The organism is Klebsiella sp., from assembly GCF_027492335.1.
GTDB lineage: Bacteria > Pseudomonadota > Gammaproteobacteria > Enterobacterales > Enterobacteriaceae > Klebsiella > Klebsiella huaxiensis.
Genome location: NZ_JAPUEW010000045.1, coordinates 1 through 13,715 on the forward strand (window position 1 = coordinate 1; position 13,715 = coordinate 13,715).

10 protein-coding genes are annotated in these 13,715 nt (G+C 54.5%); 4 read left to right on the forward strand and 6 right to left on the reverse strand.

The genetic code is table 11. The features are described 5' to 3' along the window. Positions 1 to 185 precede the first annotated feature (185 nt). From QVF11_RS13230 to xanP, 4 genes are all read right to left on the reverse strand, one after another. On the reverse strand, positions 186 to 1,565 hold the full coding sequence (locus QVF11_RS13230) for a family 4 glycosyl hydrolase (RefSeq protein ID WP_112216057.1): 1,380 nt from the start codon (positions 1,563 to 1,565) through the stop codon (positions 186 to 188). 13 nt (positions 1,566 to 1,578) lie between these two features. Next, entirely contained in the window at positions 1,579 to 3,138 is a 1,560-nt protein-coding gene (locus tag QVF11_RS13235; RefSeq protein WP_142513451.1) for a PTS transporter subunit EIIC, read from the reverse strand. A 279-nt stretch (positions 3,139 to 3,417) separates the two neighbouring features. Next, the gene (locus tag QVF11_RS13240; RefSeq protein WP_287857369.1) at positions 3,418 to 5,133 is read right to left on the reverse strand and encodes an AsmA family protein; all 1,716 of its coding nucleotides are present in this window, start codon (positions 5,131 to 5,133) and stop codon (positions 3,418 to 3,420) included. A gap of 145 nt (positions 5,134 to 5,278) precedes the next feature. After that, positions 5,279 to 6,670 (reverse strand): xanthine/proton symporter XanP, encoded by a 1,392-nt coding sequence (gene xanP / locus QVF11_RS13245; RefSeq protein WP_110276931.1) that lies wholly within the window; start codon positions 6,668 to 6,670, stop codon positions 5,279 to 5,281. Between the two features lie 287 nt (positions 6,671 to 6,957). On the opposite strand from xanP, the gene gltS reads away from it, so the two are divergent. Continuing rightward, the gene (gene gltS, locus QVF11_RS13250) at positions 6,958 to 8,160 is read left to right on the forward strand and encodes a sodium/glutamate symporter (RefSeq protein WP_142513449.1); all 1,203 of its coding nucleotides are present in this window, start codon (positions 6,958 to 6,960) and stop codon (positions 8,158 to 8,160) included. Positions 8,161 to 8,274: 114 nt separating this feature from the next. Here gltS and glpK read toward each other — a convergent pair whose 3' ends face one another. Both glpK and QVF11_RS13260 read right to left on the reverse strand, forming a co-directional pair. Further along, positions 8,275 to 9,786, reverse strand: a complete 1,512-nt coding sequence (gene glpK / locus QVF11_RS13255; RefSeq protein ID WP_110276933.1) for a glycerol kinase GlpK — start codon at positions 9,784 to 9,786, stop codon at positions 8,275 to 8,277. Positions 9,787 to 9,807: 21 nt separating this feature from the next. Beyond that, a complete protein-coding gene (locus QVF11_RS13260; protein ID WP_112216052.1) occupies positions 9,808 to 10,659 on the reverse strand; it encodes an MIP/aquaporin family protein in 852 nt (283 codons plus the stop codon). Positions 10,660 to 11,102: 443 nt separating this feature from the next. On the opposite strand from QVF11_RS13260, the gene zapB reads away from it, so the two are divergent. The 3 genes from zapB to QVF11_RS13275 all read left to right on the forward strand — a co-directional run bounded on the left by zapB (position 11,103) and on the right by QVF11_RS13275 (position 13,407). After that, positions 11,103 to 11,348, forward strand: coding sequence for a septal ring assembly protein ZapB (gene zapB / locus QVF11_RS13265; protein WP_110276935.1), 246 nt, complete (start codon positions 11,103 to 11,105; stop codon positions 11,346 to 11,348). Between the two features lie 150 nt (positions 11,349 to 11,498). After that, positions 11,499 to 12,488 (forward strand): sulfate ABC transporter substrate-binding protein, encoded by a 990-nt coding sequence (locus tag QVF11_RS13270; protein ID WP_112216051.1) that lies wholly within the window; start codon positions 11,499 to 11,501, stop codon positions 12,486 to 12,488. Between the two features lie 157 nt (positions 12,489 to 12,645). Then, on the forward strand, positions 12,646 to 13,407 hold the full coding sequence (locus QVF11_RS13275; protein WP_287857376.1) for a CDP-diacylglycerol diphosphatase: 762 nt from the start codon (positions 12,646 to 12,648) through the stop codon (positions 13,405 to 13,407). The last annotated feature ends 308 nt before the right edge of the window (positions 13,408 to 13,715 follow it).

The following is a 13,715-nucleotide window of genomic DNA, read 5'->3' on the forward strand; positions in this document are numbered from 1 at the left end:
GGCTGTGAGTTTGTAGCCCGGTCAGCGCAGCGCCACCGGGATGAAGCCGCGCCGATGCCTCAGGTCCGACACATTTCCCGGAGGCGGCGCTTGACGCGCCTGTCCGGGCTACCGGCCCGCAAACGGCTGTGAACCCGTAGCCCGGATAAGGCGTTAGCCGCCATCCGGGGAATTTAGCCGGGTGTTTATTGCCAGTCGGCGAACTGCTTATCATCAAGATAAGCGTCAACCAACGTTTTCGCCAATGAATAAGAGCCAACCAGCGGATGCGCCATCAGCGCCCGGACCGCCAGCGATTTATCCCGCTGCAAAATGGCCGCCACCGCCAGCCGTTCATACTCTTTCACGCTGGCGATCATGTTTTTCTGCGCTGTTGGCACATGTTTCGGCGTCACCGGCTTCAGGCCGTCTTTGCTCAGATCGCAGCTGATCTCAATCACATCGTCCGCGCGCAGGAAATCCAGCGTACCGTTGTTGGGCATCGACACCACGATGCGCTTGGTGGTAGTGCTGTTGACGGCTTCCAGAATATCCAGCGCCACGCCCGCATAGCCGCCGGTATCCGGCTCTTCGATAAACTGTTTTAAGGTCAACGGTTCGCGGGTGTGGAATTTCTCCTGCTGCGACTCGTTCTGCATATAGCTATTTTCCCGGCGTAAATAGTGCTTCATCCAGATAGTAAACGCCGCTTCCGGGTTGGCTTTTACGTCAATGGTTCGCAGCTCTTCGCGCATATCGTGATTGATGCGGGCAATCTGCTCGCCACGAGTTTCCGGTGCGTTCTGAATCGCTTTTAACGCCACTTCGCGATAGTAGTAATAATAGAGATATTCATTAAGCAACTGCTTATCACACAGCTGGACCAGCTCCGGCGAAAAGTACTGCATCGCCGTTTTGCGGTATAAATCCGGGCTGGCGATCAGCCGCTCGGTGACATCTTCGCCGCGTACGGTGAAATGGGTAAACCAGGAGAAGTGGTTCAGCCCATAGCACTCGACGCCGAGGTCGTGTTCGTCGCAGCCGAGGATTTCCGGCAGCTCGCGAATAAGCTCCGACGGGGCGTCGCAGATACCGTACACCCGGCGCTTAAAGCCGGATTTGATAATCGCCTCGGTGACCAGCCCTGATGGGTTGGTGAAGTTAAACAGAATGGCGTCTTCGGCAGCGTGCTCTTCAATCAGGCGGCAGTAATTGAGAATCGCCGGAATAGAGCGCATCGCCATGGCGAACCCGCCTGCACCAGTGGTCTCCTGGCCGAGGGTGTTATTTTCCAGCGCGATCCGCTCGTCGCGGATCCGGCTCTCATCGCCGCCTACGCGCAGGGTGGTTATCACATAGTGGCTGTTTTTTAGCGCTGATACCGGGTCGCTGGTAATGCTAAAGTGAATATCCGGGCGAATGGCATTAAACACATAGCGGGCGATTTCGCCAAATACAGCCAGGTTATCGGCAGAGCTGTCGAGAAATACCACTTCCTTTAAACCAATGCGGTGCGCGTTATATGCCAGAGACTTTGCCAGGAATGCAGAGCGAACGCCGCCCCCGCCTAATACGGTTAATTTCATAAATAACTCCCAATTAATTTTCTGCTAGCCAGCTATCAACCCGGGAACGAACCTGTCCCACTTTGACGCCGTAAATAACCTGAACTTCATTACGATTTCGTACTACACCATTTGCGCCGGTGCTTTTTAATATGGCATCGTCAACCAGCTCCATATTATGAATCGCGACGCGCAGACGGGTGAAACAGTTGTCGACGGAAATAATGTTCTCTTTACCGCCTAAGCCATTGATAATTTCATTGGTTACCGACTGCGGTTCACCCATTTTTTTACGATAATCCGCCTTGCTATATAACTTCACATTTTCATCGTCTTCACGACCCGGTGTTTTGAGATTTAGCTTAACCACCAGAGTACGGAAGATAACGTAGTAGACCGCAAACTGACCGATACCGATAAGTACGTAGCCGGGCCAGCGCGTCAGGGATACCGGCAGCGGCAGGTTGTAAATCAGGAACTCAATCAGCCCGGATGCGCCCCAGGGACGAACGGTAAAAATATCGCAAATCGCCTGCGAGGCCGCGGTCAGGGTGGCGTGAATCACCCACAGCAGCGGTGAAACAAACAAGAAAGTAAACTCAATGGGCTCGGTGATACCGGTCAGCATCGAGGTAATAATGGCGGGCAGCAGGATTGCTTTGGCCATCATTTTTTTCTCCGGCTTTGCCGTGTGGTAGAACGCCAGCGACGCACCGGCGAGGCCGAAGATGGTGGTCATTCCCTGCTGCGAGAAGCGCAAAGCTTCGTTCATCACCGGAGTCAGATCCGGGTGACGCATATAGGCGAGGAAAATGGCCTGAGTACCGGAAACTACCTGCCCGTCGACGTTCAGCGTGCCGCCGATTTGCGTGAGCTGGAACGGCGACCAGACGAAGTGGTGCAGGCCGGTAGGAATAAGGAATTTTTCGAAGAAGCCGTAGACGAAGACCCCAGCCACGCCAGCGTTCTTCATAAATCCTGTCAGCGCCGCGATGCCGTGGGTCATGAACGGCCAGATCCAGGTAAAGGCGATAGCATAGAAGATGACGACCGGCGTCATCGCCACCAGCGTTAACTTCGCGCCACCGTACATAGAGAGCGCGCCGGGCAGCTCAATGGTCGACACTTTGTTATGCACCCAGGCAATGGTGCAGCCGAGAATAATCCCGAGAAAGACCCCCATATCGACCACAACAAAACCTAACAGCTGGGTTTGCCCGGTGCCGTAATATTCGCCGTTAATTTTTTCCGCGAGGCCGTTGGTGTGCTCCAGCCAGGAGTGGTTGGCGCCAAGGAACATGATAAAGCACATCACCGAAACCAGCGCGACTTCGGTTTTTTTATCTTTCGCCAGGCCATAACTGATGCCGACGCAAAATAGTAATCCAAGGTTGCCAAATAAGGGCCAGAAGGTGTCTCCGAGGAGCTGCCCGAGCTGGTGTAAAAAACTGGTTTCCGAAATTAATGTTGGGTTGGTTAAGACAGAGCTGAGTGCCAGAATTAAGCCGATGACCGGTAAGAACAATACAGCCCCGATCATTGCTCTGGAGAATTTTTGCATATTCTCCATAATACGTTGACGTATTACAGACATGGTTGTTCCTTTATTTTTGTAGGTTCAGGGACTTTAATTATTTTTTTAACTTCCAGTGTTTTTGTTATAGCAAGTCCATTATTTGAAAGGAACAGGTTGCGGAAAATAGGTACAAATAGCCGCTAAATGGCAACAGGTTTCATTGGAATATTACCTTCACCCATCCCTCTCCCTGGAAGGAAGAGGGGGGCGCTCGGTGTGGGCATAAAACAGGGGCTTAAAAAATAAAGAGTGCAGAGGGCGGTTCCCTCTCCCCGCCGGGGAGAGGGTGAGGGGAAACTAGGGGGTAGAAATTACCGGAGCAGAAGGAGCCTGGGTACTGGTGACTTCGCCGTTGCGCATCACCTGCGCAACCTGCTGCTTCTCCATATTAATTGCGCTGAGTTGACCGTTGACGGTCGGCTTCAGCGGCGCATCCGCGAGCACGCTGCCGGTTGCCGTCAGCTGGAGATTGCCGTCGCCGGAAACCGGCAGCGCAGGCCAGCCCCACGCCTGCAAAATATTCAGCGGCACGCCGCGACCGTTCAGGCTCAGATTGACCAGGCGCTGCGGAAGTTGCGATACCGCCGCTGTGGCTTGCAGGATCCCGTGCTCGGTAAAGGCGCTAAGCTCGTTAACGTTCACCGTTGAGGCGTTGGCGCTCAGCTTCAGCGATGGGCGGCGAACGTCAATGCGGTTAAAGGTGGCGGCAGCGGCGTTCAGCGTCGCGCTGCCGTTCCATATACCCCAACTGCGGTCCTTCACCAGCTGTAGCTCGCCGCCGTAGCCGTCGAGGGCGGTGATCTGCCATGGAAATTCAGGTTCAATATCAATGACCAAATTGCGGCTGGCGCTGAACTTCTTCAGGGTCAGGCTCTGTAACCATTCCGGCAGTTGTTCCATCCATAGTTGCTTCCAGTTAGCCGGCAACGTGTATTCCAGCCCGGCGAACGCGGCGTCATCCAGAACCAAAGCATGACCAGCACGCAGCCAGTTGCCGGAAGTGCGCACCATCCCGCCTTCCCAGCGAGAGGTGAACTGGCGCAGCGCGATACCCTGCGGTGAGAAACTGGCGTTGAGGATCGGGTCGAGGAAATGCAGTGAGCCATAAATAAACTCGTTGGCATTCATCGACAGCGTACCCTCCTGACTTTGCCAGTCGCCGTGGCTCAGGGTTAGATTGCGCAGATTAAGGTCGAGGCTAGCGACCGCCCAGTCAGGCCCCTGCAGGCTGGCGTCGGTCATATCAAGACGACCAATCTGTAGCGAAGGAAGGGTGGTCAGCGGTGCGAAAAAGTCGGCGAGCGATTTATCGCTTTGCAGGCGGATCTCGCTGAGGCGTAAATTATCGACCTGCCAGCCGCCGTCGGCGCTGCGTTTCGCCGTCCCGGTCATCGTGCCGCGGGCAACATCTGCACCGATGGTCGAGAGCGCCACTTCACCGTTATCGATACTCCCCTGGACCAGCACGTTGCTGGCTTCGATGCCGTTCAGCGTCATCGACCCCGCGCTCATCTGAATCTGCGTTTTCTTACCGAGGACGTTGCCCGCTTCCGGTGCCCACGGGCTGACGCCGCCGGTGACGCGCTGAGCGCTGAGATCCCAGTCGCTTTCCGGACTATTAAACGCCATGTTGCGCAACTTTAGGCGGTCGGCGGCGAAAGGTAAGGCTGCCGATGAAGGCGAGAAGTTCAGGGTGCCATCGCTGAGGACAATCTCGTCGGCATGCAGTGGGTCGCTAAACTGGCGGCTGCTAAAGCCGATATCCACTGTTTTAGCCACCAGCGTCGCCGGTTTGCCGTCACGACCAAGGGTGACGTTTTGCAGTTGCAGGTGCATTGGCGAGGAGAAATTGTGGTCCATTTTGTTGAAAGAGACCTTCCAGCCGGTACCGTCGCTTAGCCAGGCGCTGGCCTGGCGCGCGCCCCATTGGGTTTGCAGCAGGAAATAAGCCGCAATGATCACCACCAGCAGAGCAATCAGCAGCCAGAGAATCAGCTTTCCGAGAAATTTCATGATCTTCGTTCCTGAGCGAGGCACATAAGGCTGTTATGCCCGAATTATGCGCAATCCTCAAGACAGGAATTGTGTAATGAGATGATGTGAGGTGGATGATGTACATGCCCTGGCCAGCATCACGCGGCCAGGACATCAGGCAGGATTAGTTTTTCTCTGGCGGGAAAACCAGGTTCAGCACAATTGCCGTGATACCACCGGCAGCGATACCGGAGGAGAGCAGGTTCTTCAGCCAGTCAGGGGCGAACTGCAGGATCAGCGGCTGCTGGGAAACGCCAAGGCCGACGGCCAACGACAGGGCGATAATCAGGATCGCACGGCGGTTCAATGGCTCACGGGAGACGATACGTACGCCGGAAGCGGCGATGGTACCGAACATGACCAGCGTCGCGCCGCCGAGTACCGGTTCAGGAATATGCTGTACAAAGCCGCTTACCGCCGGGAACAGGCCGAGCACGATCAGCATCAGTGCGACCACGAAACCGACATAGCGGCTGGCGACGCCGGTCAGCTGTATCACGCCATTGTTCTGGCCAAAGCAGGAGTTCGGGAAGGTATTAAATACCGCCGAGACGAACGAGTTCAGGCCGTTAGCCAACACGCCGCCCTTCAGACGCTTCATATATAGCGGGCCGGAAACCGGCTGCTCGGAGACGTCGGAGGTAGCGGTGATATCGCCGATAGTTTCCAGCGAGGTAATCATAAAGACCAGCATCAGCGGCAGCAGCAGATTCCAGTCGATACCCAGACCGTAGTAAAGCGGCGTGGGCACCATAATCAAGCTGCTGTCGGTTGGCGCGGTATTGGTCGGCAGCATATCGAGGAACCAGGCTGCCAGATAACCCGCTGCCATGGCGATCACCAGCGAGGCGATGCGCAAATAGGGGTTGCGCTGGCGATTAAGGATAATAATCAGCGCCAGCACGATACCCGCCAGCAGCAGGTTTTTCGGCGCACCGAAGGTGTTATCAGCCATGGCCGCGTAGCCGCCGCCGATAGAAGTGAGGCCAACCTGAATCAGCGACAGACCGATAATCATCACCACCACGCCGGAGACCAGCGGCGTAATGATGCGCCGCGCAAGGTGTAGTACGCGGGAGATGACCATTTCCGTGCAGCTGGCCAGCATCAGGGTACCGAACAGCGCAGCCATCATGGTTGGGACATCGGCGCCGCCGGTTTTCAGCGCGGTACCGCCCATAATCAGCGGTGCGACGAAGTTAAAGCTGGTGCCCTGAATTGAAAGCAGCCCTGAGCCAACCGGTCCCCAGGCTTTAATTTGAATAATGGATGCGACACCGGAGGCGAACAGAGACATGCTGATGATGTGTTGCGTATCCTGAGCCGGGAGGCCCAGAGCCTGGCAAATTAACAGCGCCGGAGTGATGACTGCGACAAACATCGCCAGCAGGTGCTGGAAAGCGGCGAACAGAGTTTGCGGTAGCGGTGGGCGGTCTTCAAGGCGGTAGATTAATTCGCTGACTTGCTTATGCGCAACCGGTTGCGCATTTTCTGACTCTGCGGTATTAACGGACATCACAACAATCCCAAAGGTGGCAAAGCGGGGATTTTATCGGACTGTAGACTAAAAGCAAACGTTTGCCATTCTTTAGCGATAAATATTTATACAGGGAATAGGCTTAGAGGAATTATTAACATTTTGTATGATTGATCGCATCATTATCCCTACAAAATATCTTTTCCTGTCCTTTTTTCCGTACTTCTGCTTAAAATCCCCTCCCGATTACTCATGATGAGAAGCAATCGACACCGGGAATACCGTCGCGTGTGAATGGATCATGCGCCTATAAGGAGCTCTTTTTTATGTTTCATCTCGATACCTTATCGACGCTCGTTGCCGCAACATTAGTGTTGCTACTGGGTAGAAAACTCGTTCAAACCGTCCCTTTCCTGAAAAAATACACCATTCCTGAGCCCGTGGCGGGTGGATTGTTGGTTGCGCTGGCGCTGCTGGTGCTTAAGAAGAGCATGGATATCGAAATCGATTTCGATATGAGCCTGAAAGATCCGCTGATGCTGGCGTTCTTCGCCACCATCGGTCTGAATGCCAACCTCGCCAGCTTGCGGGCTGGCGGCAAAGTGGTGGGGACGTTCCTGATCGTTGTCGTGGGACTGCTGCTGCTGCAAAACGCCCTCGGTATCGGCATGGCGAAGCTGCTGGGCCTCGACCCGCTGATGGGGCTGCTGGCGGGTTCCATTACCCTTTCCGGCGGTCACGGCACCGGCGCGGCGTGGAGTAAATTGTTTGTCGAGCGCTATGGTTTCGCCAACGCTACCGAAGTGGCGATGGCCTGCGCAACCTTCGGCCTGGTGCTGGGCGGCCTGATTGGCGGCCCGGTGGCGCGCTATCTGGTTAAGCACTCTTCTTCACCGGACGGCACGCCGGACGATCAGTTGGCGCCGACCGCGTTTGAAAAACCGGATATGGGACGCATGATCACGTCGCTGGTGCTGATTGAAAGTATCGCGTTAATTGCAATCTGTTTGACGGTAGGGAAGATCGTTGCGCAACTGCTGATGGGCACCGTGTTCGAGCTGCCGACCTTCGTTTGCGTGCTGTTTATCGGCGTGATTCTCAGCAACAGTTTGTCGGCACTGGGGCTTTATCGTGTGTTCGACCGCGCGGTGTCGGTATTGGGTAATGTCAGTCTGTCGCTGTTCCTGGCGATGGCGCTGATGAGCCTCAAGCTGTGGGAGCTGGCGTCGCTGGCGCTGCCGATGATTGCTATTCTGGCGGTGCAAACGGTGGCGATGGCGCTGTACGCGGTGTTTGTGACCTATCGAATGATGGGGAAAAACTACGATGCCGCCGTTCTGGCCGCCGGGCACTGCGGTTTTGGCCTCGGCGCAACGCCGACGGCGATTGCCAATATGCAGGCGATTACCGACCGTTTTGGCCCATCGCACATGGCGTTTCTGGTGGTGCCGATGGTGGGTGCGTTCTTTATTGATATCGTTAACGCGCTGGTAATTAAGCTGTATCTGCTGTTGCCGATGTTTGGCTGATAAAAAACCCGGAGGCGGTGCTGCGCACCTGTCCGGGCTACAAGATCGTGCGGTTTTGGATTTGGTAGCCCGGCTAAAGGCGTTTACGCCGCAAGCCGGGAATACCTCCACACCTTACGCTTCGTCGTGCTCTTCCCACGCTAATGCGCGTTTTACCGCTTTCTTCCAGCCGCTGTAGCGAACGTTACGCTCGGTAGTTTCAATCCCCGGGCGGAATTCACGTTCGATAACCGCTTTCTCCTGCAACTCATCCAGATTCTGCCAGAAACCCACCGCCAGACCGGCCAGATAGGCAGCACCCAGCGCGGTGACTTCGCGCACTTCAGGGCGTTCTACACGGGTGCCGAGAATATCGGACTGGAACTGCATCAGGAAGTTGTTGGCCACCGCGCCACCGTCGACGCGCAGAGCGTGCAGACGAATTCCCGAGTCAGCCTGCATTGCTTCCAGCACGTCGCGGGTCTGATAGGCGATGGATTCCAGGGTGGCGCGAATAATGTGGTTAGAGTTTACGCCACGGGTCAGGCCGAAGATCGCGCCGCGGGCGTACGGGTCCCAGTACGGTGCGCCGAGGCCGGTAAATGCCGGGACCACGTATACGCCGTTGGTATCTTTCACTTTAGTCGCGAAATATTCGGAATCGAACGCGTCGCTAATTAGCTTCATCTCATCGCGCAGCCACTGGATGGAAGCGCCTGCCATAAACACCGCACCTTCCAGCGCATAGTTCACTTCGCCGCGTGGGCCGCAGGCGATCGTCGTCAGCAGGCCGTTTTCAGATTTCACCGCTTTCTCGCCGGTGTTCATCAGCATGAAGCAGCCAGTGCCGTAGGTATTTTTCGCCATCCCTTCTTTAACGCACAGCTGACCGAACAGCGCCGCCTGCTGGTCGCCCGCGATACCGGCGATCGGAATACGCGTGCCGCCTTTACCGCCGATATTGGTCTGGCCGTACACTTCGGAAGACTTGCGTACTTCCGGCAACATGGCGCGGGGGATATCCAGCGCGTCGAGCATTTTGTCGTCCCAGTCCAGCTCGTGGATGTTGAACAGCATGGTACGTGAGGCGTTGGTGTAGTCGGTGACGTGCACGCGCCCCTGGGTCATTTTCCAGATAAGCCAGGTGTCCACGGTGCCGAACAGCAGCTCGCCGCGCTTAGCACGTTCGCGTGCGCCTTCAACGTGATCAAGGATCCATTTCACTTTGGTGCCGGAGAAGTATGGGTCAACCACCAGACCAGTGGCCTTGCGAATGTACTCTTCCATACCGTCGCGCTTGAGCTGCTCGCAGATTTCAGCGGTACGGCGGCACTGCCAGACAATCGCGTTATAAATCGGTTTACCGGTTTCGCGCTCCCACACGATAGCGGTTTCACGTTGGTTAGTGATGCCGATTGCGGCGATTTCATCGGAGCTGATATCGGCTTTTGCCAGCACTTCTACCAACGTGGAACTTTGGGTTGCCCAGATCTCCATCGGGTCGTGCTCAACCCAGCCGGGCTTCGGATAAATTTGTTCAAATTCTCGCTGAGAGACGCTGACGATATTGGCATCGTGATCCATTACAACGGCGCGGGAGCTGGTGGTGCCCTGGTCGAGCGCTACGATATATTTTTTGTCGGTCATAGTATGAGTCCCGTAGTCAGATTACAGCGAAGCGTTGTGTTGCGTTGTAGAGGAGGATGAGGCTTCTTTCTCTTCGGCAACGCAGGTGTCGCAAGGCAGGTGACGGCCAATCAGCTTGCGGTAGCAGAATGCGCCTAGCGCAGCACCGACGATTGGCGCACACAGCGGCACCAGGAAATAAGGAATATCTTTGCCACCCGTGAAGGCGACATCACCCCAGCCAGCAAGCCAGGCGAAGGTTTTCGGTCCGAGATCGCGTGCCGGGTTCATGGCGAAGCCGGTCAGCGGGCCCATGGATGCGCCGATAACGGCGATCAGCAGACCAATCAGCAGCGGTGCCAGCGGGCCGCGCGGCACGCCGTTGCCATCATCGGTCAGCGCCAGAATGACGCCCATCAGGATAGCGGTAATCACCATCTCTACCGCGAAGGCCTGCACAAAATTGATATGCGGGTTCGGGTAAGTGGAGAAAATGCCAGCCAGCTCAAGACTTTCGACGCTACCGCGCACCATATTGTGGCTATGTTCGAAATCGAAGAAAAGATTGTAATAAAGCCCGTAAACTAAAGCCGCAGCGCAAAAGGCGCCAGCGAATTGCGCAATGATAAAAGGAACAACTTTACGTCCGTCGAAGCAGGCAAACAACCACAGCGCGATGGTGACCGCTGGGTTAAGGTGCGCACCGGAAACTCCTGCGGTCAGGTAAATCGCCATAGCGACGCCCAGACCCCAGATGATGCTGATTTCCCATTGACCGAAGCTTGCTCCCGCGACCTTAAGTGCAGCGACGCACCCAACGCCGAAAAAGATCAACAACCCGGTACCGAGGAACTCTGCGATGCACTGGCCTTTTAGTGTTGATGTTTGGCTCATAATCGAATCCTGAAGCGTAGTGATGATTATTGTATGTATGAAGGTCGCAGGCGACCACGCTGCCATGTAGGCATAGTGTTAATTTATCGTTAACGAACAAAAACGAGAAATATCGAAATTCAAATGTGTGTACTACGTCAAGAAAATGAGCGTTTTCGCGCCATAAACGCGTATTCGGTCATTTGCGGGATCGTTTCACCGCTCATTTTTTTAACGCATTGATTAACAATTACGAAAAAGTACCGGGTAAAAGCGGCGAACGGACCAGGTAAAGACTGAAAAGTGTTGCAAACCGCAATCTACGCGGGTTGTCGCTGGACAGGGGCGACGGGGCTTCATACAATCGACTACATCACCACGGTAGTGCGCTAATTTTCGTTAAGGCGTCAACGCGTATACGAAACGGACGGTTTCTATCAACGCCTTGCAAGTTCAGGAGAGGTATGACGATGTCATTAGAAGTGTTTGAGAAATTAGAATCTAAAGTCCAGCAGGCGATTGATACCATCACTCTGTTACAGATGGAAATCGAAGAGCTGAAAGAAAAGAACAACACGCTGGCGCAGGAAGTACAAAGCGCACAGCACGGTCGTGAAGAGCTGGAGCGTGAAAACGGTCAGCTGAAAGAACAACAGCAGGGCTGGCAGGATCGTCTGCAGGCGCTGCTGGGCCGCATGGAAGAAGTATAATGCTTCTCGCCCTCTCCCGTCCGGGAGGGGGCAAATTCTCCTCGTCATATATACTCACAAGTTATAGCCAATCTTTTTTTATTCTTTAATCATTGGTTCGCTTTCTGGCACGCTTAATTCATCACAACACGACATAAAGAGAGCGGTGCGATGAATAAGTGGGGCGTAGGGTTAACTCTGTTGCTGGCATCCGCCAGCGTTCTGGCAAAAGACATTCAGCTATTAAACGTTTCTTATGATCCGACGCGCGAGCTGTACGAACAGTACAACAAAGCGTTTAGCGCGCACTGGAAGCAGGAAACCGGCGATAACGTGGTGATTCGTCAATCCCACGGCGGCTCCGGCAAGCAGGCGACCTCGGTGATCAACGGCCTTGAGGCCGATGTGGTAACCCTTGCGCTGGCTTATGATGTTGATGCGATTGCTGAACGCGGTCGGATCGACAAAAACTGGCTCAAACGCCTGCCGGATAACTCCGCGCCGTATACCTCTACCATCGTGTTCCTGGTGCGTAAGGGCAATCCGAAACAAATTCATGACTGGAACGACCTGATTAAACCGGGCGTATCGGTGATTACGCCGAACCCGAAAAGCTCCGGCGGCGCGCGCTGGAACTATCTGGCGGCCTGGGGCTACGCTCTGCACCAGAACAACGGCGACCAGGCTAAGGCTCAGGAGTTCGTGAAAGCGCTGTTTAAGAACGTCGAAGTGCTGGATTCCGGCGCACGTGGCTCGACCAATACCTTCGTAGAGCGTGGGATCGGCGACGTGCTGATTGCCTGGGAAAACGAAGCGCTGCTGGCGACAAACGAGCTGGGCAAAGATAAATTTGAAATCGTGACCCCGAGCGAATCGATTCTGGCCGAGCCGACCGTTTCGGTCGTCGATAAAGTGGTCGATAAAAAAGGCACTCGCCAGGTGGCGGACGCTTATCTGAAGTATCTCTACTCGCCGGAAGGCCAGGAGATTGCGGCGAAGAACTTCTATCGCCCACGTGACCCGGATGTGGCGAAAAAATACGCCAATGAATTCCCGAAACTGAAACTGTTCACTATCGATGAAGAGTTTGGCGGCTGGACTAAAGCGCAGAAGGAACACTTTTCCAACGGCGGTACCTTCGACCAGATTAGCCAGCGTTAAATAGCCTCTCCTTATCCCCGGTAGCCGGGGATAAGAGGTAGCCCGGACAGGCGCGTCAAGCGCCGCCTCCGGGAAAAAGATCCCGTACCTCTTCCTGTTTTCATTTAGTCATTAAACTGCGCTACTCTTCCGTTTCTGGCTGAGACAGGAAAATAGAATGCGAAGAGTACGATACCTTTTATTGGTGCTGCTGGTGGTGGTTCTGGCGGCGATTGCGGGCGGTTACTACTGGTTCCACTCCGGCAACCCTGACGTGTTGCGGAAAATTGTTCTGCAACAGTGCGTCCCCAACCAACAGCAGAATCAAAATCCCGCGCCCTGTGCGAAAGTGAATCTGAAGGGCGGCTATGTCCTGTTTAAAGACCGCAACGGCCCGCTGCAATATCTGCTGATGCCAACTTATCGTATTAACGGCACCGAAAGCCCTCTTCTGCTTGACCCTCTGACACCAAATTTCTTCTGGCAGGCCTGGCAGGGGCGTGAAATCATGAGCCAGCATCGTGGCTCTGCCGTATCGGATGATGCGGTTTCATTGACAATTAATTCGCGTAGCGGGCGCACGCAAAATCATTTCCATATCCATATCTCCTGCTTACGACCCGATGTTCGCACTCAACTGGATAAAGAGGCCTCTGTCATTAGCAGTCGCTGGTTGCCGCTGCCCGGCGGGTTAATGGGTCATGAATATCTGGCGCGCCGGGTCACTGAAACGGAGTTGGCGCAGCGCAGTCCTTTTCTGATGCTGGCGGAAGAAGTACCGGAAGCGCGTGAGCATATGGGCCGCTTTGCGATGGCGATGGCGAAGCAGAGCGACGGCTCGCTGGTGCTACTGGCCACCGAGCGTAACCTGCTGACGCTCAATCGTGCATCGGCGGAAGAGATTCAGGATCATAACTGCGCGATTTTGACGGATCGCTAGTTTTCTTCGCACTACTCTCCTTTCCATTATCTTGTTGATTCTTATCCCGGTTTGAAATCGGGGTAAGATCCTGTGCGTAAAATTATGTGAAACTGATCAAAAGATATAAAGGTATACCTTTATATCTTTTTGGGGGTCGTTACACTCTTCTCATAGCCACCACAGACCGTTTGCTGGATGGCTTATTTATAAAAACGTTTTTATTTCATGTAGTGACATCATTAATTGTTCACCAGATTTGCGCTGCTAAGCGAAATGGTTCTGATTACCTGTGAATGAAATTTTTAGTATAAAATACATTAAAATTA

What these genes read in the sequence shown, in the direction of transcription:
- QVF11_RS13230 (WP_112216057.1), bottom strand. Translation starts at nt 1,565, where the DNA reads ATGAAATTAACCGTATTAGGCGGGGGCGGCGTTCGCTCTGCATTCCTG.
- QVF11_RS13235 (WP_142513451.1), bottom strand. Translation starts at nt 3,138, where the DNA reads ATGTCTGTAATACGTCAACGTATTATGGAGAATATGCAAAAATTCTCC.
- QVF11_RS13240 (WP_287857369.1), bottom strand. Translation starts at nt 5,133, where the DNA reads ATGAAATTTCTCGGAAAGCTGATTCTCTGGCTGCTGATTGCTCTGCTG.
- xanP (WP_110276931.1), bottom strand. Translation starts at nt 6,670, where the DNA reads ATGTCCGTTAATACCGCAGAGTCAGAAAATGCGCAACCGGTTGCGCAT.
- gltS (WP_142513449.1), top strand. Translation starts at nt 6,958, where the DNA reads ATGTTTCATCTCGATACCTTATCGACGCTCGTTGCCGCAACATTAGTG.
- glpK (WP_110276933.1), bottom strand. Translation starts at nt 9,786, where the DNA reads ATGACCGACAAAAAATATATCGTAGCGCTCGACCAGGGCACCACCAGC.
- QVF11_RS13260 (WP_112216052.1), bottom strand. Translation starts at nt 10,659, where the DNA reads ATGAGCCAAACATCAACACTAAAAGGCCAGTGCATCGCAGAGTTCCTC.
- zapB (WP_110276935.1), top strand. Translation starts at nt 11,103, where the DNA reads ATGACGATGTCATTAGAAGTGTTTGAGAAATTAGAATCTAAAGTCCAG.
- QVF11_RS13270 (WP_112216051.1), top strand. Translation starts at nt 11,499, where the DNA reads ATGAATAAGTGGGGCGTAGGGTTAACTCTGTTGCTGGCATCCGCCAGC.
- QVF11_RS13275 (WP_287857376.1), top strand. Translation starts at nt 12,646, where the DNA reads ATGCGAAGAGTACGATACCTTTTATTGGTGCTGCTGGTGGTGGTTCTG.